At 67.5% G+C, this 21,889-nt stretch carries 17 protein-coding genes; 4 read left to right on the top strand and 13 right to left on the bottom strand.

Annotated elements, in window-relative coordinates:
* Positions 1 to 17 precede the first annotated feature (17 nt).
* Both QNO08_RS06520 and QNO08_RS06515 read right to left on the bottom strand, forming a co-directional pair.
* Positions 18 to 3,653, bottom strand: coding sequence for a S41 family peptidase (locus QNO08_RS06520; RefSeq protein WP_229966941.1), 3,636 nt, complete (start codon positions 3,651 to 3,653; stop codon positions 18 to 20).
* Positions 3,654 to 3,727: 74 nt separating this feature from the next.
* Complete coding sequence (locus QNO08_RS06515; protein WP_229966942.1) at positions 3,728 to 5,461, bottom strand: serine/threonine protein kinase; 1,734 nt, start codon at positions 5,459 to 5,461, stop codon at positions 3,728 to 3,730.
* Between the two features lie 123 nt (positions 5,462 to 5,584).
* Between QNO08_RS06515 and lipB the strand changes: the two genes are divergently transcribed.
* From lipB to QNO08_RS06500, 3 genes are all read left to right on the top strand, one after another.
* The gene (gene lipB, locus QNO08_RS06510; protein WP_229966943.1) at positions 5,585 to 6,307 is read left to right on the top strand and encodes a lipoyl(octanoyl) transferase LipB; all 723 of its coding nucleotides are present in this window, start codon (positions 5,585 to 5,587) and stop codon (positions 6,305 to 6,307) included.
* Entirely contained in the window at positions 6,304 to 7,308 is a 1,005-nt protein-coding gene (gene lipA, locus QNO08_RS06505; protein ID WP_229966944.1) for a lipoyl synthase, read from the top strand. Before lipB ends, lipA begins: the two co-directional genes overlap by 4 nt.
* A 147-nt stretch (positions 7,309 to 7,455) precedes the next feature.
* Complete coding sequence (locus QNO08_RS06500) at positions 7,456 to 8,208, top strand: DUF4191 domain-containing protein (protein ID WP_229966945.1); 753 nt, start codon at positions 7,456 to 7,458, stop codon at positions 8,206 to 8,208.
* Between the two features lie 575 nt (positions 8,209 to 8,783).
* Here the strand turns inward: QNO08_RS06500 and QNO08_RS06495 are convergent.
* Positions 8,784 to 9,230 carry an RDD family protein gene (locus tag QNO08_RS06495; protein WP_229966946.1) on the bottom strand — a complete coding sequence of 149 codons (447 nt, stop codon included), beginning with the start codon at positions 9,228 to 9,230 and terminating at the stop codon, positions 8,784 to 8,786.
* Positions 9,231 to 9,472: 242 nt separating this feature from the next.
* Here QNO08_RS06495 and glnA (QNO08_RS06490) point away from each other — a divergent pair, with 242 nt between their 5' ends.
* Complete coding sequence (gene glnA, locus QNO08_RS06490) at positions 9,473 to 10,897, top strand: type I glutamate--ammonia ligase (protein ID WP_229966947.1); 1,425 nt, start codon at positions 9,473 to 9,475, stop codon at positions 10,895 to 10,897.
* Positions 10,898 to 11,078: 181 nt separating this feature from the next.
* On the opposite strand, the gene QNO08_RS06485 is transcribed toward glnA (QNO08_RS06490), so the two are convergent.
* From QNO08_RS06485 to glnA (QNO08_RS06435), 10 genes are all read right to left on the bottom strand, one after another.
* Positions 11,079 to 11,843 (bottom strand): ABC transporter permease, encoded by a 765-nt coding sequence (locus QNO08_RS06485; RefSeq protein ID WP_229966948.1) that lies wholly within the window; start codon positions 11,841 to 11,843, stop codon positions 11,079 to 11,081.
* On the bottom strand, positions 11,840 to 12,640 hold the full coding sequence (locus QNO08_RS06480; RefSeq protein ID WP_229966949.1) for an ABC transporter ATP-binding protein: 801 nt from the start codon (positions 12,638 to 12,640) through the stop codon (positions 11,840 to 11,842). The genes QNO08_RS06485 and QNO08_RS06480 overlap by 4 nt, the downstream gene beginning before the upstream one ends.
* A 36-nt stretch (positions 12,641 to 12,676) precedes the next feature.
* On the bottom strand, positions 12,677 to 13,039 hold the full coding sequence (locus QNO08_RS06475; RefSeq protein WP_229966950.1) for a DUF1048 domain-containing protein: 363 nt from the start codon (positions 13,037 to 13,039) through the stop codon (positions 12,677 to 12,679).
* A 2-nt stretch (positions 13,040 to 13,041) separates the two neighbouring features.
* Complete coding sequence (locus tag QNO08_RS06470) at positions 13,042 to 13,389, bottom strand: PadR family transcriptional regulator (RefSeq protein ID WP_284015969.1); 348 nt, start codon at positions 13,387 to 13,389, stop codon at positions 13,042 to 13,044.
* A gap of 280 nt (positions 13,390 to 13,669) precedes the next feature.
* Complete coding sequence (locus QNO08_RS06460) at positions 13,670 to 14,359, bottom strand: DUF2510 domain-containing protein (RefSeq protein ID WP_229966951.1); 690 nt, start codon at positions 14,357 to 14,359, stop codon at positions 13,670 to 13,672.
* A gap of 112 nt (positions 14,360 to 14,471) precedes the next feature.
* The gene (locus QNO08_RS06455; RefSeq protein WP_229966952.1) at positions 14,472 to 14,645 is read right to left on the bottom strand and encodes a hypothetical protein; all 174 of its coding nucleotides are present in this window, start codon (positions 14,643 to 14,645) and stop codon (positions 14,472 to 14,474) included.
* A gap of 314 nt (positions 14,646 to 14,959) precedes the next feature.
* On the bottom strand, positions 14,960 to 15,688 hold the full coding sequence (locus QNO08_RS06450; protein ID WP_229966953.1) for an amino acid ABC transporter ATP-binding protein: 729 nt from the start codon (positions 15,686 to 15,688) through the stop codon (positions 14,960 to 14,962).
* Positions 15,685 to 17,154: an amino acid ABC transporter substrate-binding protein/permease gene (locus QNO08_RS06445; RefSeq protein ID WP_442860527.1), complete on the bottom strand. Its 1,470-nt coding sequence runs from the start codon at positions 17,152 to 17,154 to the stop codon at positions 15,685 to 15,687. Before QNO08_RS06445 ends, QNO08_RS06450 begins: the two co-directional genes overlap by 4 nt.
* Positions 17,155 to 17,266: 112 nt before the next feature.
* Positions 17,267 to 20,284 carry a bifunctional [glutamine synthetase] adenylyltransferase/[glutamine synthetase]-adenylyl-L-tyrosine phosphorylase gene (locus tag QNO08_RS06440; protein ID WP_229966954.1) on the bottom strand — a complete coding sequence of 1,006 codons (3,018 nt, stop codon included), beginning with the start codon at positions 20,282 to 20,284 and terminating at the stop codon, positions 17,267 to 17,269.
* 53 nt (positions 20,285 to 20,337) lie between these two features.
* Positions 20,338 to 21,678, bottom strand: coding sequence for a type I glutamate--ammonia ligase (gene glnA, locus QNO08_RS06435; RefSeq protein ID WP_229966955.1), 1,341 nt, complete (start codon positions 21,676 to 21,678; stop codon positions 20,338 to 20,340).
* Between the last annotated feature and the right edge of the window lie 211 nt (positions 21,679 to 21,889).

Below are 21,889 nucleotides of genomic sequence, written 5' to 3'. Positions count from 1 at the left end.
CGGCCGGCTCTCTGCCGTTAGTGCCGCCCGGCCTCCCGGTCACCGGCGGCGCCGGCAGCCGAAACCGGCGCCGGAGCCGCTGATGTGCCCGGCCGGGCCCCTGCTGCCGGCGTCGGCTGCGGGCGCGGCGGCAGCGGAGCGGGCTGCAGCGCCGGGTAGCCGGCCAGGGCCGGCGGCTGGTCGGTGGGCAGCTCGGAGAGCATTTCCTTCAGGATCCCCACGCCGTGCTCCAGCTGGGGATCCTCTCCGGCGGCATAGGCATGCGGCGGGAACGGAACCTCAATGTCCGGATCCACGCCGTAGTTCTCCACCGTCCAGTCAATGCCGCCGGTGACCCAGAAGCCGTAGCGCGGCTGGTTCACACCCGTGCCGTCGACCAGCTTGAACCGGCCGTCGATGCCGACGACGCCGCCCCAGGTCCGCATGCCGATCACGGGACCGATCCCGCGCAGCTTGGCCACCTGGGTGATGATGTCGCCGTCGGAACCTGCGAACTCGTCGGTCAGGATCACCACCGGTCCGCGGGGCGCATGCGCCGGGTAGGTGCTGGGCTGCTCGCCGCGGGCCAGCGTCCAGGCGGTGACCTTCCGGCCGATCAGTTCGGCGACCAGCTGCGAGGTGTGGCCGCCGCGGTTGCGCCGCACGTCCACGATCAGCGCATTGCGGGAGGACTCCTGGTCCAGGTCGCGGTGCAGCTGGGACCAGCCGTTGGCGACCATGTCGGGGATGTGCAGGTAGCCGAATCCTCCGTTGGAGGCTTCCCGGACAATCCTGCGGTTCGCGGCGACCCAGTTCTGGTAGCGCAGGCGTTCCTCGCTGCGCAGGGGCACGACGGCGATCCGGCGCTGGCTGGGTGCGCCGGCGCCGTCCTCCGCCGTCCGGACGATGGTCAGTTCCACGGTGCTGCCGGCAGCGCTGGAGAGCAGCGGCGCCGGGCCCTGGTCCGCCGGAACCGGCCGGCCGTCGACGGCGGCGATGATGTCGCCCGGGTGCACGTCGGCCCCGGGAGCCGCCAGCGGCGACACGGCCTGCGGGTCGGAGGATTCCGCGGACAGGATCCGCACCACTTCCCAGCCGCCCGGGCCGGGGCGCAGATCGGCGCCCAGGAAGCCCTGCGCGCCGGCACCGGGCTCGGCCGCCGGCCGGGGCGCAACATACGCGTGGGATGTGCCCAGCTCGCCCTGCATCTCCCACAGCACGTCCACCAGGTCATCGTGCGAGCCGAGCCGGTCAATCAGCGGCCGGTACCGGGCGTGGATGCCCTTCCAGTCCAGTCCGCCCATGTCCGGCGCCCAGAAGAAGTCTCGCTGCAGGCGCCACGCTTCATCGAATTCCTGGCCCCAGACCTTCAGCGGATCCAGCAGGACGCGGATGCGGGTGAGATCCACGGTGACGTTCTCCGGCGAGTCGTTGTCGGCGCGCGACGACGACGGGACGGCGTGCACCTGCTGCTCGTGGACAAACACGACCTTGCGGCCGTCGCCGCTGATCTCGTAATCCTCCAGGGCCGGCACCAGGACCGACACGTCCTTCTTCTCCAGGTCGAAGCGTTCCAGCCGGCCGGCGGGCTGCCGGTCGCGGGTCGAGGCCCGGCCGTCGCCGGTGACCCCGTAAGTGTCGGACGCCAGCCAGAGCAGGGCGCCGTCGGCCGCCGTGAGCTTTTCGTAGCGGCCCTGCGGCACCGGCACACTGATGATCCGGTCAGAGATGCCGACGGCGTCAATCACCGATCGCGGGCCCGAAGGGGCCGCTTCGGCCGGATCATCCGAGGACACCGGAGGCTGTTCGGCGCGTGGCACCGGAAGGCCGTGGACGGAGGGGCCGAAGGGCGACGGCGTATCCGCCGCGAGGGCGACGAGGAAGGGCTTGGTGGAGGACGGGAAACTCAGGTCGAAGCGGTGGGTGTCATAAACCGGGTCGAAGCTGCGCTCGGACAGGAACGCCAGGTAGCGTCCGTCCACGGTGAAGGCCGGGGCATGGTCGCGGAAACGGCCGTCGGTCACCTCGATGGTCCCGGCCGCGGGATCCGTTGCCGAGTGCACCCGGATTCGGGCCCGTGCGCCTTCCCCGGTCACCGGCTCGGACCAGGCCAGCCACTGTGAGTCGGGAGAGAACGCCAGCTGGTCCACGGCGCCGTGACCGGTGGCGGCAATGCGGGCCAGGGCGCCGCCGGCGGGATCCAGCAGGTAGACCTCGCCGTATTCGGTGGATACCGCAACAGCGGTTCCGTCCGGGCTGGCGGTGATCTGGGCGACGCGGGTGGGCTTGTCGAAGGGGATGCGCAGTGTGCGCGGGGATTTCTCCGCCGGTACCGCCGACGTTTCCGTGTCCTCCTCCGGCCGGACCGGTTCCGCTCCTGCCGGGGCCACCGGCGGCTTGTCTTCGCGCGCCGGTGCCGTGGCCGGGACCGGCACCGGGGTGCGGGTGGCGGCCGAGACCGGGCGGGGCAGGACAATTTCAGGCTCGGCGGCGGCCGGGGCTGCGGCCCCGGGCACGGGCGCTGCCGCGGAGGCGGCGGGCTGGCCGTCCCGGACGGCGGAGGCGGCGCCGTCGGGCAGGTCCAGCTCGGCAAAGACACTGCGGACGTAGAGGGATTCCTCGCCGTCGTGGTCCGCCACATAGACGGCCCGGCCGTCGGCCAGCGGCCGGCCCAGCCGGGCACGGACGGCGGAGTCCGCTTCGATGACGCGGGACGGTCCGTCGCGGTGCGTCAGCCAGTGCAGCGTGCCGTGGGACTCCACCACGGAGGCGGTGCCTTCGGTGTCCGGCATGACAGCCGCCAGGTGCGCGCCGACGTTCAGCGGCTGCGGCCGCCGGCCGGTGCCGGCCGAGCCCAGGGTGATGTCCAGCGGCCGGGCGTCGTCCTCAAGCGAGGGCAGCAGCCAGAGGGTGCCGGCGGATTCAAAGACGATCCGGTGCCCGTCCGTCGAGGCATGGCGGACATAGAACTCGCCGAAGTCGGTGTGCCGGCGCAGGTCCGTTCCCTGCGGCGTCACCGAGTAGAGGTTGCCGTACCCCTCGTGGTCGGAGAGGAAGACGATGCGGCCGTCGATCCACATGGGATCGGTCAGGTTGCCGTCCAGTTCCGGCACGAGCCGCTCAAACTCGCCGTTGCCGTCTGCATCGATCCAGAGCTTGCCGGCGGTGCCGCCGCGGTAGCGCTTCCACCAGGCCGGTTCGCGGGTCATCACGGAGCCGATGACGACGGGACGCTCATCGCCCACGGCCGGGCCCTGGGCCACGGCGTCCACCGGGCCGTACGGCAGGGCCAGCGGGGCGGAGCCGTCCAGGGGCACTTCGTAGGCCCAGCGCAGCCGGAAGTCCTCGTGTTCGAAGGGGCTGATCGCGATCACGTTGCCGGCTGCGCTGAAGCCCTTGACCCTGGTGCCCTGGTTGCCCCAGTAGGTCAGCCGGCGGAAGTCTCCGCCGGCCGTATCCGCCGCGACCACCTCGGGCGCGCTGCCCTGCACGACGCTCCACGCGATGGTGGCGCCGTCGGGGGAAAACCGGGGATTGCGTGCCGGGAGATGCATCGAGGAGATCCGCCACGCGCGGCCCCCGGTCAGCGAGGCGACCCAGACGTCGTCTTCCGCCACAAAGGTGACGAGGTCGTCGTGCAGATCGGGAAAGCGAAGATAGGGAGTTGAACTCATGTCCCCGATCCTATCTTTCAGGCCGGACAGGACACCCCAGGGACAGGCCCGGCGCCGCCATGTCGGCACGGCGCTCAGGCGGGCGAGGCCAGGATGTCCTCGATCCGCCATCCGTCCGGAGTGTTCACCATGACAAGGACAATGTCCTGACGAGACAGCGCTTCCGCACCGCGGACCATGCCGCCGTGCGCGTCACGCTCGGCGTAGGCCGACGTGGACACTGCTGCCGGCACGCTGAACCGCCCGCCCTCCCCCGGCAGCGCCGGACCCGCGGACAGGACCTCCACGGTGAGGCCGGAGAGGACGGTTCCGGCTGCCTCGAGCTTGGCGACCTCGGCCCGGTCGGCTTCCATGGCTGATGACCCCGGAAGATTGACCCCGTCCAGCAGCCCGGCGTCGGCCGTGCTGAAGGCCCGGGCACGCAGTTCCGCGAGGGCCGCCGCCGCCCGTACCGGATCATCTGCACGCAGCAGTGCCTGGAGTTCGGGCTCCGGAACCAGTGCCAGCGGACCCGGGCCAGGGGCGGCCTCCGGTCGCGGCGCCACAGCTTGTGCAGTGCCCGGCGGCTGTGCCGGAACCGCAGATGCATCTGCTTCCGGCGCATCGCCCTGCTCCGGGGCTGCAGCGCCGGGCCCGGCCGGGGCCGGGCCTTCCGGACTCTGGCCTTCCGGCCTCGAGCCTTCCGGAGTCTGGCCTTCCGGCGTCTGGCCTTCCGGGGCCGGGCTGCCCTGCGGCTGCAGCATTTCCGGAGCAGCCACCGCTACGGCTCCCAGCCCCATCGTGCCCGCCACCAGGACGGCCGCCGCGCTCAGCAGCAGCCGGTTGGGGCGTCTGCGCTCCGTTATCCGCTCATCCGGGCCCGCACGCCGTCCGGATGTTCGGCGCCGGCCCCGCGCCCGCAGCCCGGCGGAGGCCCGCAGCCCGGCGGAGGCCCGCCCCAGTTCGATTCGGGCGCGGCGGGATTCCGCCCCGGGTCCGCCGTCACCGTTAACGGGAAGCGCCAGGTCCAGCGGTTCCGCAGCGGCGGAGGCAAAGACCAGCCGGGTGAACTCCGCGGCGTCCGGGCGAGGGGCGTCTGCCCGCAACCCTGCTTCCACTGCAGCGGCGAGCGCCGGCGGAATCCCGGGAACCAGCGCCTCAAGCCGCGGACGGTGCTCTTGCGGGGGCAGGGCCTGTCCGGTCAGGATGAGCCAGCCCGACGCGGCAAGGGCAAATACGTCAGCATCGGGCTGCGGCAGCCATTCAGGAGCGACCGGTTCCGCGGCGGCGTCGACAGCAGGCGGTGCCGGCGGGACACCCGGCCCCGCCGTCCCGAGCAGGCGGGCGGTTCCCAGGTCGGCGAGCAGCGGCTTGCCCTGCGCAGAGAACAGAATGTTTCCGGGCGAAACATCGCCGTGAACAACTCCCTGTCCGTGCAGATAGGCGAGCGCGGAGCCGATGCCCACCAGGACCGTGACCGATTCCCCCGGCGTCAGGGTTCCGCGGACGGCCGCCAGGCGGGACAGTGACTCCCCCGGCGCGTGTTCCATGAGCAGCCCCGGCCCCTGGTCCGTCTCCAGCACCGTGTACAGGTGCAGCAGGTTCTCGTGTTCGAACCGCGAGAGGATGTTCAGCTCCCGCCGGGTTTCGAACGTACCGGCGGGGCCGCCGCCCGCCGCCGGTGTCTTCAAAGCGAAGCAGGCGCCGTCGTGCTCGCGGACCGCCAGCCAGACCCGGGCCGTGCTGCCCGAGCCCAGCAGCCGCGCGGCCCGGTACCCCTGCTCGATCACCGGCGGACGCGCTGTCCCGATAGCTCCGTTGAACTCCATGCCCTCTGTTCTAGACCGGATCCCGGGCGCGTGCAGAAGTTATCCACAACCGGCTGCGACTCCTGAGGCGGTGTGAGCCAAACCACAGTCGGAACTTGCGCTCCGGCAGTCTAGGCTGGCCCCATGACTTTGGAGTTCCTGCGCATCGGTCTCGCCCCGCACTATGTGGAATACCGCGACGGCTGGGACCGGCAGCGCGCACTGCACGAGCGGGTCCGGGCCGGCACAGCCCCCGACACCGTGCTGTTGCTGGAGCATTCCCCGGTCTACACCGCGGGCCGGCGCACGGAGGACCACGAGCGTCCGTTTGACGGAACTCCGGTGATACCGGTGGACCGCGGCGGAAAGCTGACCTGGCACGGCCCGGGCCAGCTGGTTGGCTATCCCATCCTTCGGCTGCCCGATCCCAGCAAGGTCGCCAACTATGTGGACACGCTCGAAGCCGCGCTGATCAGTGTGCTGGCGGACTACGGCGTTGCCGGCGAACGGGTGGCGGGCCGCTCCGGCGTGTGGGTGCGCGGCGGCGGCAGTGACCGCAAGATCGCTGCCATCGGCATCCGGGTGGACCACGGCGTCACCATGCACGGGTTCGCGCTCAACTGCAGCAACGATCTGGCTCCCTACGGCCAGATTGTCGCCTGCGGAATCGCCGACGCCGGCACCACCACGCTTTCGGCCGAGACCGGCCGCACGGTCACTCCGACCGACCTGGTGGCCCGTGTGGAAGAAGAACTTCTCCGCCGCCGGGACCACCTCGTCCGCGAACATCCCGTTGGGACCACGGACACCGCAACTCCGGAAACCGGCGCAACCGCAGCCGGCCGGCCGAAAGGAGCCATGCTATGACCCTTGCACCCGAAGGCCGCCGCCTGCTGCGCATTGAACAGCGGAATGTGGCCGTTCCCGTGGAACGCAAGCCTGACTGGATTCGGGCGAAGGTGTCCATCGGCCCCGAATACGTCCAGTTGAAGGACCAGGTGCAGAAGGAGGGGCTGCACACCGTCTGCGAGGAGGCCGGCTGTCCGAACATTTTCGAATGCTGGGAAGACAAGGAGGCCACCTTCCTGATTGGCGGCTCCGCCTGCACCCGCCGCTGCGACTTCTGCCAGATCGACACCGGCAAGCCCTCCGCCGTCGACATCTTCGAACCGACGAAGGTGGCCCGCTCGGTCCAGAAGATGAACCTGCGCTACGCCACGGTCACCGGCGTCGCCCGCGACGACCTGGAGGACGAAGGCGTCTGGCTCTACGCCGAGACCATCCGCAAGATCCACGAGCTGAACCCGGGCACCGGCGTCGAAATCCTGATCCCCGACTTCTCCGGCAACCCCGCGTACATCGAGGCGATCTGCGAGGCCCGGCCGGAAGTCTTTGCGCACAACGTCGAGACCGTTCCGCGGCTGTTCAAGCGGATCCGGCCGGCCTTCCGCTACGAACGGTCCCTGGACGTCATCACGCAGGGACAAAAACTGGGCATGGTCACCAAGTCCAACCTGATTCTGGGCATGGGCGAGACCCGTGAGGAGATCTCGGGTGCGCTGCGGGACCTGCACGACGCCGGCTGCGACCTGCTTACCATCACCCAGTACCTGCGTCCCAGCGACCGGCACCTGCCGGTGGACCGCTGGGTCAAGCCGCAGGAGTTCGTGGAGCTGAGCGAAGAGGCCACCGCCTTGGGTTTCCTCGGCGTGATGAGCGGGCCGCTGGTGCGCTCCTCCTACCGGGCCGGCCGGCTCTGGGCGGGAGCGATGCGCAAGAAGGGCCTGGAGCTCCCGCCCCGGCTGGCACACATCGAGGATTCGGGCACCACGCTCCAGGAGGCGTCCTCCATTCTCGCCCGCCGCTGACTCGCTCCCGCCCGGCCCGCTGCAGACGGGGCGGGCGGACAGATGTACGCCTGTCGCGAACCCGGCGCACGGAAAGCCGGAACTTCCGGTTTGCCGACGTCCGGGCCGCACGGATACCGCGCTCCGATCACGTAGAATTGAACCACTATGGCCAAAAGCACAGATTCCGACGCACCCAAGAGCGCCCGCAGCGGCCTCTTCTCCCGCAAGCCCAAGGCGGAGAAGAAGAAAAAAGGCCCGGGCCGCATGAAGCAGATCGCCGACGTCTTCAAGATGACGCGGCGCAACGATCCGAACCTGATTTGGGTGATGCTGGGCGCGTTCCTGGGCATCATCGCCGTCGGGCTGATCATCGGCCTGCTGATCGACAACTGGATCACGATGCTCATCATCGCGGTTCCGCTGGGACTGCTTGCTGCCGTCTTCATCCTGTCCCGCCGCGCCGAACGCGCCGCCTTCACCCAGATCGAGGGCCAGGCCGGTGCCTCCGGCGCCGCGCTGAGCATCCTGCGCCGCGGCTGGATCCTGGAAGAGCAGCCGGTCGCCATCAACCCGCGCAGCCAGGAAGCCGTGTTCCGCGCCATCGGACGCCCGGGCATTGTCCTGGTGACCGAGGGGGCCCCCGGCCGCGCCAAGGCCCTGGCCGACGGCGAACGCCGCCGCATGAACCGCATCGCGCCGAACGTTCCGGTACACATCATCCAGACCGGACGCGGCGAGAACCTGACCCCGCTCTCCCAGGTGGCCAAGAAAGCCAAGAAGCTGCCCAAGTCGCTGACCAAGCAGGAGGTGCAGGCAGTCAACAAGCGCCTGGCCGCCCTGGGCACCCGGCTGCCGATTCCCAAGGGCATCGACCCGTACAAGGCCCGCCCGGACCGCAAGGCTTCGCGCGGACGCTAAGCATGGACAGATACCTCACAACGCAAAGAGGGGATCTTCTTCGGAAGGGCCCCTTTTTGCGTTGCGGGCTCGACGGGATTGCTTCGAGCAAGGGTGGTGCGTCCGGCGTACGTTCGTGCGTTCGTAGTACGGATGACGGGCTTTTCAGCTCGGGATAGGCCCGTTTGCTGTACAACGGACGGGGCGGAGGCCGGTATAAGCCCGTTAGCTGTACGTCGGACGGGCGGGAGGCTTTCGGCTGCACAGGATCCCACCCTCTGTGGCGCATGGGGCCCAAGGGGTTCCACCAGCCCCAGCAGGCAACACACGGTGGGAACCAGTGCGCGGCGGCGCTCGGAGTGGAGCGGCCGCCGTCGTCGTCCGGCGTACGTCCGTTCGTAGTACGGATGATGGGCTTTTCAGTGCGGGATAGGCCCGTTAGCTGTACATCGGACGGGCGGGAGGCTTTCGGCTGCACAGGATCCCACCCTCTGTGGCGCATGGGGCCCAAGGGGTTCCACCAGCCCCAGCAGGCAACACACGGTGGGAACCAGTGCGCGGCGGCGCTCGGAGTGGAGCGGCCGCCGTCGTCGTCCTTAGCGCTTGTGCTGGACCTTGACGAGGACCGTGCCCATCGCGCGGTCGTGGAGGCCTCGCTGGTCGGCGTCGAACACGACGGCGGGAATCACGACGCAGAGCAGCAGGGTCCGGACCAGGGCCGCCAACGGGCCTGCCGGTGTGCCGTCGAGCTTCTGGACCTGCAGGCTGAACACGCGGTGCCCGATGCCGTAGCCCAGCAACGCCACGAGGACCAGCTGTTCCACGGCGAAGATGACGAGCGTTGCTGTCGAGGAGCCGCCGAAGAAGGCGTAGGAGATCACCGAGGCGATGGCCCAGTCAATGAGGATTGCCCCGAGCCGCGGGCCGACCCGGCCGATGCTGCCGGGTCCCGTCTTGGGCCTGCCGAGGCGCTTGCCGGGCCAGGAGCTTTCGTCGGAGGGAGGGCCTTCCAGCCACGAACCTATGTCTCTTCTATCAACCACGACTTAAGACTACCCGGCCCCGGTGAAGCGCCCGGCCCCCGCGAATGCTCCCTGAGGCCGGTTCACGCTAGGGTAGTAAGGAGACTTCGGCTAGCGTTACTTGCCTGAAACACGGCCGTCACGGCCGAGAAATTTGCTCCCCCTACAGTTCTAAGAAGTTGACAGGGAAGCAAGTTCCGTCCGTGGGCAGGCCGGGCAGCCCGGAGTCATCCACCCAAATGTGTAAAAGGAGCAAAATACCGATGTTCAAAACTGCGGACGAAGTCCTCAAGTTCATCGCTGACGAAGATATCAAGTTCGTCGACGTCCGATTCACCGACCTCCCCGGAGTGCAGCAGCACTTCAACGTGCCGGCAAAATCCGTCGATGCAGAGTTCTTCATCAATGGCCAGCTCTTCGACGGTTCTTCCATCCGCGGATTCCAGGGCATCGCCGAATCCGACATGCAGCTGATCCCGGACGTCACCACGGCGTTCCTGGATCCGTTCCGCATCGAAAAGACCCTGGCGCTGAACTTCTCCATCGTCAACCCCCGCACGGGCGAGCCGTACCACCGCGACCCGCGCGGCGTGGCCGAGCGTGCCGAGGCTTACCTCTCCTCCACCGGCATTGCCGACACCGCGTACTTCGCGTCCGAGGCCGAGTTCTTCATCTTCGACAACGTCCAGTACGAGTCTTCCCCGCAGGGCAGCTTCTACAAGGTCGACTCGATTGAGGCGCCCTGGAACAGCGGCCGCGAAGAAGAAGGCGGAAACCTCGGCAACAAGACGCCGTTCAAGGGCGGCTACTTCCCCGTAGCTCCCGTGGACAAGCAGGCCGACCTCCGCGACGCCATCTGCGTCGAGCTGGACAACGCCGGCCTTGAGGTTGAGCGCGCCCACCACGAGGTCGGCGGCGCCGGCCAGGCAGAGATCAACTACAAGTTCACCACCCTGACGCATGCTGCCGATGATCTGCTGAAGTTCAAGTACATCGTCAAGAACACCTCGGATGCCTGGGGCAAGTCCGCAACCTTCATGCCCAAGCCCATCTTCGGCGACAACGGTTCGGGCATGCACTGCCACCAGTCGCTCTGGAACGGCGGCACTCCCCTGTTCTACGACGAGAAGGGCTACGCCGGCCTGTCCGACGTCGCACGCTGGTACATCGGCGGCCTGCTCAAGCACGCTTCCGCCGTCCTGGCCTTCACCAACCCGACGGTGAACTCCTACCGCCGCCTGGTCAAGGGCTTTGAAGCTCCCGTGAACATGGTCTACTCGCAGGGCAACCGCTCGGCCGGTATCCGCATCCCGATCACGGGCTCGAACCCGAAGGCCAAGCGCATTGAGTTCCGCGCCCCGGATGCCTCCTCGAACCCGTACCTGGCGTTCTCGGCCCAGCTGATGGCCGGCCTGGACGGCATCAAGAACCGCATCGAGCCGGCGGACCCGATCGACAAGGACCTCTACGAGCTTCCGCCGGAAGAGGCCCGCGGCATCCAGCTGGCACCGGGCTCCCTGGAAGAAGCACTGGAGGCCCTGGAGAACGACAACGAGTTCCTCCAGGCCGGCGGTGTCTTCACCCAGGACCTGATTGACACCTGGATCGAGTACAAGCGCGAATACGAGATCAAGCCGCTCCTGCTGCGCCCGAACCCGTACGAGTTCGAGCTGTACTACGGCTGCTAATTAGCATCCGCGGCTGAACCGGGTTCAGTCCGCAGGGAGTCCGCACGAGCGGCCGGCACTTCGGTGACGGCTGCACGTGCGGACTCTTTTTTTGTTTCGCCCCCACCCCCCGAGATGGCAGAAAGTGCTCTTCTCAGCGCTCAGACGAGCACTTTGTGCCATTTCGGGGCTGGGTTCGGGGTCAGGTGATTTTGCTGCGGTACTTGGCAGTCGCCAAGGCGTAGCCCAGAGCGAGGATACCGGCGAGCCAGCCGAGGGCTATCCAGATGTCGCTGCCGACGGGCTGCTGCGCGAACAGGGCCCGGATGGTGTCCACGATGGATGTCACGGGCTGGTTCTCGGCAAACCAGGCCACCGGGCCGGGCATGGTGCCGGTGGGAACGAAGGCCGAGCTGATGAACGGCAGGAAGATCAGCGGGTAGCTGAACGCGCTCGCGCCGTCGACAGTCTTGGCCGAGAGCCCGGCAAGCACAGCGATCCACGTCAGCGCCAGGGTAAACAGGAGCAGGATTCCCAGGACGGCGAGCCACGCAGCCGCTGAGGCTCCGCTGCGGAACCCCAGGATCAGCGCGACGCCGGTGACCGCCGCGATGGAGATCAGGTTCGCCGCCAGGGAGGTGAAGACGTGCGCCCAGAGCACGCTCGACCTCGCGATGGGCATTGACTGAAAGCGTTCGAAGATGCCGCCCTGCAGGTCAAGGAAAAGCCGGTAGGCAGTGTAGGCGACGCCGGACGCGATGGTAATCAGCAGGATGCCGGGAAGCATGTAGTTCACGTAGGACTCGTCGGATCCGGTGTTTATCGCGCCGCCGAAGACGTAGACAAACAGGAGCATCAGGGCGACGGGCGTAACGGCGGTGGTGATGATCGTGTCGGGGCTGCGCTGGATGTGGCGCAGCGACCGTCCGGTCAGGACACGTGTGTTGCCGAGCGTGTGCGTGGTCATCTCAGGTCCTCTCCCGAAGAAACCGGGCCGTCGCTGCCCCCAACAAGGCTGAGGAAGACGTCCTCCAGGGAGGGCCTCTTCTCGATGTACTCGACCTTGGCGGGTGGAAGGAGCTGCTTGAGTTCAGCGAGGGTGCCGTTCTGAATGATCGTGCCCCTGTGGAGGATCGCGATCCGGTCGGCGAGATGCTCCGCCTCGTCGAGATGCTGTGTCGTGAGCAGCACCGTGGTGCCGTTGTCGGCGAGTTGCCTGATGGTCTGCCACACCTCGATGCGTGCCTGGGGGTCGAGGCCGGTGGTCGGCTCGTCCAAGAAGACGACCGGCGGATGGCCGATGAGGCTCATCGCAATGTCCAGCCGCCGGCGCATGCCGCCCGAGTAGGTCGAAGCCCTGCGATTTCCGGCATCGCTCAGCGAGAACCGGGCGAGCAGGTCGTCGGCAATCTTGCCGGGTTTCTTCAGCTGGCGCAGCTTGGCGATAAGGACAAGGTTCTCCCTGCCTGTCAGCACGTCATCGATTGCCGCGAACTGGCCGGTCAGGCTGATCGACCCGCGGACGCCGCCGGGTTTGGCGGCGACGTCGAAGCCGCAGACCGTGGCACTGCCGGCGTCGGCCGTCAATGTTGTCGCCAGTATCCGCACCAGCGTGGTCTTGCCTGCACCGTTCGAGCCGAGCAGCGCAAAGATGCTCCCCCGGCCCACATCGAAGGTGACCCCCCGCAGTACGTGCAGGTCCTTGAATGACTTCTGGATTCCCTGGACCCGTATGGCGGTGCCAGGTGATTGGTAGGTGGTCATGTCCGGTTCTCCGGTTCCGGCTCGGGTTGTGCTCGGTTACGGCTCGCGGGCGGCCTGCTCTATCGCGTCGTTCAGGCGCTTTCGCTCCTTGTTGATCCACTGGCCGTCCGCGTAGTTCTGGATAAAGGTGTCAGCAAATTCCACCGGATCATTCCCGACGATGTCGCGGATTGGTGTCTCATCGGCAGCGGCTCGTTCAAACAGGTCCGCGAGGTCATCGTGCATCTGGACCAGGATCCTGCCGTTGGCGATCGGCCGGGCGTACATGAAATACCGTTCAAGTCCCTCGACCGCCGTGCGGTAGTTGGCGGGGAGCTCTTCCTTGCGGGCCTTGTACTGTCGCCAGCGCTTCTTGTCCTCGAACGAGCCGGTCACCTGCTCGATCCATTTTGCGGCCATGGCTACTCTCCTTGCTGCGGGTTGTTGATCCGGCGGCGGAGCTGTTCGATCCGTTCTGCGAGGAATCCCCATGAACCCCAAAACTCCTCGAGGTACTCTCCGCCCAGGGCGTTGAGCGAATAAACCTTGCGGGGCGGGCCCTTTTCCGAGGGGACCTTTTCGACATCCACGAGGCCGCGTCTCTCGATTCGAACCAGCAGTGCGTAGACCGTGCCCTCGACGATGTCCGAGAAACCCTGCTCGCGCAGCCGGGCCGTGATCTCGTAGCCGTACGCCGGCCGCACGGCCAGGATCGCCAGGACGATGCCCTCAAGAGTGCCCTTGAGCATCTCGGTCATCTGCTTGGCCACTAAGGCCCCTCCGTACTACTTGGCGATACTGACTACTGCTAAATAGTAACACTAGCTACTGCGGGCACAAGAGGTGGAGGGTGGGAATATTATCGCTGCGGAAAGAGTCCGGGGACCGAACGGCCGCCCTTAACCGACTGCGCCACCGGAGCTGAATCTCTCCGGCGGTACTGGCTAAAAGATGAGCTGTCCCGTTTCGCCCGGACCCAAGGCCATGAAACCACAGGTGGCAAGCAGATGCTCACCAAACGGATTGCCGCGGACTGTCGGCCAGGAATCCCTAGTAATAAAGGGAACTGGAGAGGAACACGAAAAGGACCAGGACCGACAAAAGCGTGAAGATGATGCCCAGCACCAGGCCGATGACCCCGAAGACCTTGTACATCGGTGCCCGGTCGCTCTGGTTCGACAGCCCGATGGCGGAAAAGGCTCCCGCGGCAAGACCCACGGCGGTGCCCACGAACGGAATGAAGAACAGGAAGAGGGATACGATTCCCAGGATGAAGCCGGTCAGGGCGACAGGATTGCTGCGGGTCCGCGCAGGATAGCCGGGAAAGCCCTGATATCCGGGGTAGCCGGAGTATGCGGGCCGGGAGCCGGCGTACCCCTGCTGGTAGTTCTGGTAGCCAACATGCCCGGCCTGGTCCGTATAGCCCTGGGCCTGCCCCGGATGGCCCGACTGCTGCCCCGGATAGCCGGAATAGGGCGGAAAAGCCTGCTGCTGGCCGCCGGGATATCCCTGGCTGCCGGGATAAGACGGCACGTCCTCGGCGGCGGCCGGGACGTCGAATGCCTCCGGGGATTGGTCCTCCCGGGCCGTGGGCGCTGCGGGCTGCACCGGGCTGAAGGAGTCGGCAGTGTCGGCCGCCGGCAGCGGCATGGTGTGAGCACTCCACTGCTGGCCATCCCACCATTTCAGCTGGTCCGGGTTCAGCGGATCCTGGTACCAGCCGGGCAGTGGCGATGTCATGGGGTTCTCCTGGATTGGATAGCGGCGCCGGGCTCGTACGGCCCACATTTCTTACGGTAGCCGATTCCTGGCAGAAACCCGGCCAGGAACGGCGGGCAGTCCGGTTGCTTCGTTAGGACACCAGCTCAGCGCTGACGGAAGCATCAACACGCGCGTTGTTCAAAATGCTGATTTCGGCGGCCGACACCCCGCCGGCCACGAGGACGCAGCCAACAGCGATAGCGGTGATCTGGGCGGTCAGGGAAGATCCGGTACGGTTCCGGGTTTGCGCAGCATGCTTCGGCATGGATGGGACTCCTATCGTTGTGGTGGAGATTTCCGGGAGGCAGAACGCCGTCATTGCCGGAAGATGAGGTACCGGACGGCGCAACGGCTCGTCCGCTCCAAGGCGGGGACTGGCGGGCGGATGAATTTCGCCGCGCCGCCAACAAATCCCGGCCACCATTAAGTCTAGGAGCCCGGTCTGGCCGCTTCAACGTGGGTCTGGTCACGCGGGAACCCACCGAACCGGCCGGAGTACGACGACGGCGGCCGCCCCCGGAGGGAACGGCCGCCGTCGTCGCGGTGGCGCCGGACATCCCGGCGCTGCCACAAGCGGAGCTAGAGCACCTTGGCCAGGAAGTCCTGCAGCCGGGGCTGCTCGGGCCGGGAGAAGAGGTCCTCCGGCACGCCCTCTTCCACGATGACGCCGTCAGCCATGAAGATCACGCGGTCTGCCACTTCGCGGGCAAAGCCCATCTCGTGGGTCACGACGACCATGGTCATGCCGGCCTTGGCCAGGTCGCGGATGACCTGCAGGACCTCGCCGACCATTTCCGGATCAAGCGCGGAGGTGGCTTCGTCGAAGAGCATGATGTCCGGAGCCATGGCCAGCGCCCGCGCAATGGCCACACGCTGCTTCTGGCCGCCCGAAAGCTGCGCCGGGCGGGCGTCGGCCTTGTCGGCCAGTCCCACCTGTTCCAGGAGGCGCAGGGCGTTCGCGCGGACCTCTGCCTTGGAACCCTTCTTCAGTTCCAGCGGCGCGAGCATGACGTTCTGCAGCACGCTCATGTGCGGGAACAGGTTGAAGTGCTGGAAGACCATGCCGATGTTCTGGCGGACCTTGTTCAGGTCCACCTTCGGGTCGGTCAGGCTGTAGCCGTTGACCTCGACCTCGCCGGCCGTGATGTCCTCGAGCTTGTTCAGGCAGCGCAGGAAGGTGGACTTGCCCGAACCGGACGGGCCGATCACGCACACCACCTCGCCCTCGGCGACGGAGACGTCCAGGCCCTTGAGGACCTCGTTGGATCCGTAGGACTTGCGCAGTCCGCGGGTTACGATCTTGCTCACTTGTTAAACCTCTTATCCAGAACATCCGCCAGCTTGGTCAGCAGCGTGATGACGATGAAGTACAGGGCCGCAACGATCAGCAGCACCTCGGCGGTCCGGAAGTTCACGGCGTAGATCTGCTGGGCCTGGTAGGTGAGTTCGGCGAAACCGATCACGGCCAGCAGTGAGGTGTCCTTCAGGGTGATGACGAACTGGTTGATGAAGGACGGCGTCATGATCTTCACGGCCTGCGGAATAATGACCTTCTGCATGGTCTTGCCGTAGCCCAAGCCCAGGCTGCGGGAGGCTTCCATCTGGCCCGGATCCACCGACTGGATGCCGCCGCGCACGATTTCGGTCATGTAGGCGCCCGCGTTCAGCGACAGGGTCAGCACGCCGGCGGTCAGCACGTCCACCGGCTGGCCGATCAGCTGCGGCAGCCCGAAGTAGAAGAAGAACGCCTGGACCAGCACCGGAGTGCCGCGGAAGATCGCCACGTAGGTGGTCGCGATGCCGCGCAGGATGACGTTGTTGCCAACCTTGAAGAAGCCGAAGAGCACACCTAGCACCAGGGCGAAGACCAGCGACAGGGCGGTTGCCAGCAGGGTCAGGCCCATGCCCTTGGCGAAGGCCGGGGCGTTGTCGGTGACCAGCGACCAGAAGCTGGAATCCTTGGCACCGGCGTCCAGGTAGCGGTCGATGATCTCGTCGTATTCACCGCTGGCCTTCAGCTCGGCCAGGCCGGCATTGAAGGCCTCCAGCAGTTCGGGGTTGGTCCCCTTGTTCACGGCGAAGCCGTAGGAGGAACCGGCTTCCTTCTCCGTGACGGTCTTCAGCCCGTTGCCGGAAGCGACGCCGTAGGCCAGCACCGGGTAGTCGTCGAAGACTGCCACGGAACCGCCGGACTTCACGTCGTCGTACATCTGCGCGGACTGCGCGAACGCCACCACGCTGAAGCCGTACTCGTCCTTGATGGATTCTGCGAAGGTCTGGCCCTCGGTGCCGGTCTTGACCGCCACGCGCTTGCCGGCCAGGTCCTCGTAGCTGGAAACCTCGTCGTTCGTCTCCGCGACAGCCATCTGGATGCCGGATTCGAAGTAGGGGTCCGAGAAGTCGAAGACCTTCTGGCGTTCCTCGGTGATGGACATGCCCGCGATGACGCCGTCCACCTGGTTGGATTGCAGGGACTGCAGGGCCGCGTCAAAACCGAGGGAGCGGATGTCGACGCTGAATCCCTCCTCCTCGGCAATCGCGTTGATGAGGTCCATGTCGATGCCCACGAGTTCGCCGTCCTGGCGGAATTCGAAGGGGGCGAACGTGGTGTCGGTGCCGACGGCGAAGCTCTGGCCCGAGACGCCGCCGGTGGTATCTGCTGCGAAGGCCCCGGTTGCGGGGACGCCAAGGAGCAGTGCGATGGCCGCGGTCACCGCTATGAAGGGCGCGGCGAACTTAGCCCGGCCCCGGAGGGCCCGTTTGCCAGTATGCAAGGTGAAAACGTCTCCTAGATGTTCCGAAACGGCACAGAAATGCCGATAATGCCTCATAGAGACTACCGAGCGCACGGCGCAGGAACTAACCGGGAGACTGGCGGCTCCGGGGTCAGTGGGAGTTGTAGCCGTAGAACCAGCGTTCGAAGACTGCCCGCGATCGGCGCGTGATTCGTAGGTAGTTTTCCTCCAAAACGCCTCCCTGGCCGGCGCCGTAGCCGCACCAGCGGGCCACTGCCTCGAGCTCCCGACGTGAGGAAGGCAACACGTCGGGGTTCCGTCCGCCGCGGATGACGTTGGCGCTTCGGATCCGGCTGGCGAGCAGCCAAGCCTCCCGCAGGATGGCCGTATCCGCCTCGGGCAGCAGGCCGGCAGCCGCGATTGCGTCCAGCGCCGGCAGCGTGGCGGTGGTCCGGAGCTCCGGATGTGTGCCGGCGTACTCGAGCTGCAGCAGCTGCACCAGCCACTCGACGTCGCTGAGGGCGCCGCGGCCGAGCTTCAGCTGCCGGGAGGAATCCGCCCCGCGGGGCAGTCGTTCATTTTCCACCCGCGCCTTGATGCGGCGGATCTCGCGGATGTCGTTTTCGCTCACGCCGGCTGAGTAGCGGATGGGATCGATGAGGTCGATGAAGTCCTCGGCCAGGTCGTCGCTGCCGGCCATCGGGCGGGCGCGGACCAGTGCCTGCGCCTCCCAGATCAGCGACCAGCGGCTGTAGTACTCGCGGTAGGACCCCAGGCTGCGCACCAGCGGACCGTTGCGCCCTTCCGGGCGCAGGCCGGCATCCAGGACCAGCACTTTTTCCGCCAGGATCGCCGGCGTGCACGGTTGCTGCAGCAGGGCCGAGAGCTGGCCGACAATGCGTTCGGCCTGGGACTGGGCAGCGCCCGGGTCGGCCCCGGGCACGGCACGGTGGACGTACAGGACGTCGGCGTCGGACCCGTAGCCGATTTCGCGGCCGCCCTGGCGGCCCATGGCCACCACCAGCATGTCCGTGAGTTTCTCCTCGCCGGCGAACACCTCGCCCTCGGCGACGTGCAGCGCCCCCAGGACCGCTGCCCGGTCGGCGTCGGCGAGCGCCCGGCCAACTTCCTCCTGCGTCAGCAGCCCGGCGCTGTCGGCGAGCGCGATGCGCAGCATTTCCCGGCGCCGGATCAGGCGGACCAGCCGCATGGCCGCCCGCGGATCGGGGTGGCGGGACATTTTGGACCGGATTTCCTGCCACTGCGCGTCAAACGACAGCGGGGTCAGGTCCTTGTCGGTGGCCAGCCAGGCGGTGGCTTCGGGCGAGACCTCGAGCAGGTCCGTGATGAACCGGCTGGACGACAGGATGGAGCACAGCCGCTCCCCCGCGGCCGAGGAATCACGCAGCATCCCCAGGTACCAGTGCGTCTCCCCCAGCGACTCGCTCAGCCGCCGGAAGCCCAGCAGCCCGGCGTCGGGGTCCACGCCGTCGGCCAGCCAGCCCAGCAGCACCGGCAGCAGCTGGCGCTGGAGGGCGGCGCGGCGGCTGATCCCGACGGTGAGGGCCTCGATGTGCCGCATGGCCCCCTTCGGATCCGCATAACCCAGCGCTGCGAGCCGGGCCTGTGCGGCGGCCGGAGAGAGCTTGACCTCGTCCACGCTGAGGTTGGAGGCGGTGTTCAGCAGCGGGCGATAGAAGATGCTTTCGTGCAGCCGGCGGACGAGGCGCTTGGTGCGCTGCCAGGTGTCGGTCAGCCGTTCGGCGGTGGGCCGGCCTACGGCGAGCGAACCGCTGGCGGCCTTGGCCAGGGCGCGCAGGGCCGGTTCGGTGTCCGGCATCAGGTGCGTGCGGCGCATATGCACCAGCTGGATGCGGTGCTCCAGGACGCGCAGGTAGCGGTAGGCGGCGTCGAGGTCGACGGCGTCGCTGCGCCCGATGTAGCCGCCCTCACTCAGGGCCGCGATGGCAGCCGTCGTGGCGCGCACCCGCAGCGTTTCATCGGTCCGGCCGTGCACCAGCTGCAGCAGCTGGACGGTGAATTCGACGTCGCGCAGGCCGCCGCTGCCCAGCTTCAGCTGGCGGGCCTCCTCGTGGCCGGGAATGTTGTCGGTCACCCTGCGGCGCATGGCCTGGACCGACTCCACGAAACCCTCGCGTTCGGTGCTGGACCAGATCAGCGGGGCCACGGCTTCCTCGTAGCGCCGGCCCAGGTCGGGATCCCCGGCGGCGGCGCGGGCCTTGAGCAGCGCCTGGAACTCCCAGGTGTGCGCCCAGCGGGTGTAGTAGCTCAGGTGGGAGTCCAGGGTGCGCACCAGCGGGCCGTCCTTGCCCTCGGGCCGCAGGTTGGTGTCCACCTCCCACAGCGCCGGCTCGGGCGCCGAGGCGTTGATCGCACGGGAGATGCCGGCGGCGAGAGCGGTGCCGATTTTCGCGGCCAGGGTCTCGTCGAGCCCGGCGGATTCCATCACGTAGATGACATCGACGTCGGAAATGTAGTTCAGCTCCCGGGCTCCGCACTTGCCCATGGCAATCACGGCAAGGCGCACCCGGGAAATGTCCTCCGCCGAATAGCTGGCGGCGAGTTCCGCGCGGGAGACCGCCAGCGCGGCCTCCAGGGCGGCGCCGGCCAGGTCAGCGAGCTCGCGCCCGACGGCGGGCAGGACATCGGCGGGCGACGCCGCCCCCAGGTCGCGCACGGCCAGGTCCAGCAGGTGCTTGCGGTACCGCGCACGCAGGGCCACGTACGCCTCGGTCCCCGTCAGGCCCGCCACCGGAGCGTCCCCGGTGCCGGCCTTGACCGATTCCAGCAGCGACGCGCGGAGGATGTCTCCCGGTACCTCCGCCGGTTCAGCGCGCAGCGGCACCCGCAGGCTGTCGGCGGCCTCGGGGTGGCGCATGAGGAATTCGGCCAGCGCCTCGGAGGCGCCCAGCAGCCGGAAGAGGGCTTCGCTTGCCTCTTCGCCGCCTTCGACCAGCTCGCGCAGCTCGGGCACCCGGTCCAGCAGCCGCACCAGTGACTGCAGGGCCAGGTCCGGGTCCGCGGCCTGCAGGAACCCGGTGAACAGCACCGCTTCGTCCAGCCCCTCGAGTTCGGGCGCCTGCAGGAAGCGGCTGCTTTTTTCCAGGTCCGTGAAGCCTGCGGCAATCAGCCGGCGGGTGAGACTCATAGGAGGTCCTCCATATCCTTCATTCCTCCGTAACGCTCAGTACCGGCGGGTGGCTAGAGAATGCCCAGGTTTTTCTTCAGCTCAAACTGCGTGACGTGCTGGCGGTACTCGTTCCACTCGGCGCGCTTGTTGCGCAGGAAGTTCTCGAAGACCTGCTCGCCCAGGATGTCGGCCACCAGTTCGGACTCTTCCATGGCCCGGACGGCGTCGTGCAGCGAGGCCGGCAGCGGATCCAGGCCCATGGCGCGGCGTTCGGCCGCCGAGAGGCTCTCGACGTCGTCCTCTGCGCCGGCGGGCAGCTCGTAGCCCTCTTCAATGCCCTTGAGCCCGGCGCCGAGCAGGACGGCGTAGGACAGGTACGGGTTGGCTGCTGAGTCAATGCCGCGGTATTCGATGCGCGCCGACTGGCCCTTCCCCGGCTTGTACAGCGGAACCCGGACCAGGGCGGAGCGGTTGTTGTGGCCCCAGGACACGTAGCTCGGGGCTTCGCCGCCGCCCCAGAGCCGCTTGTAGGAATTGACGAACTGGTTCGTCACCGCGGTGAACTCCGGCGCGTGGCGCAGCACGCCGGCGATGAACTGGCGGGCGGTGCGGGAGAGCTGGAACTCGGCTCCGGCTTCGAAGAACGCGTTGGTGTCGCCCTCGAACAGGGACAGGTGCGTGTGCATGCCGGAACCGGGGTGGTCGGAGAACGGCTTGGGCATGAACGTGGCGTAGCAGCTGGTGGTCAGTGCCACTTCCTTGACCACGGTGCGGAACGTCATGATGTTGTCGGCCGTCTGCAGCGCATCAGCGTAGCGCAGGTCAATTTCGTTCTGGCCGGGGCCGGCCTCGTGGTGGCTGAACTCCACCGAGATGCCCACGGCTTCGAGCATGGAGACAGCCGTGCGGCGGAAGTCCTGGGCCACGCCGCCGGGAACGTGGTCGAAGTAGCCGGCCCGGTCCACGGGGACGGGCTCGCCGTCGGGACCGAGCTCATCGGACTTCAGCAGGTAGAACTCGATCTCGGGGTGGGTGTAGCAAGTGAAGCCCATGTCAGCGGCCTTGGCCAGCTGGCGCTTGAGGACGTTGCGGGGATCGGCCGCGGAGGGCTGGCCGTCCGGGGTGAGGATGTCGCAGAACATCCGGGAGGTCTGCTCGGAGTCACCGCGCCAGGGCAGAATCTGGAACGTGGAGGGGTCCGGCTGGGCCAGCATGTCGGACTCGAAGACGCGGGCCAGGCCCTCGATCGAGGAACCGTCGAAGCCCAGGCCCTCCTCGAAGGCGCCTTCCACCTCGGCGGGGGCCAGCGCCACCGACTTCAGCGTGCCCACAACATCGGTAAACCACAACCGCACAAACCGGACGTCTCGCTCTTCGATGGTGCGCAAAACGAATTCCTGCTGGCGGTTCATCCCTACCCTCTTTCTGGACTGTGGGACCGCACCCGGATCCTTCCGGGCAGCCCCTGCGTTTCAAGCCTTCCTTCACTCTACCTATCCCGCGGCGGATTACCGCCGTCGCAGGCTGGCGCGGCACCGCATTACGCCGGCCGGCACTGCACGCGCCGCCGGCTTGTGCCTGCGTGCCGCCGCCGGCTGCCGCAGTCAGCGGTACCGGCTTGCG

The organism is Arthrobacter sp. zg-Y820, from assembly GCF_030142155.1.
In the GTDB taxonomy this organism is placed as follows: Bacteria; Actinomycetota; Actinomycetes; order Actinomycetales; family Micrococcaceae; genus Arthrobacter_B.
Note: the sequence above shows the minus strand (reverse complement) of the source record. Positions and strands in the feature narration are given on the sequence as shown.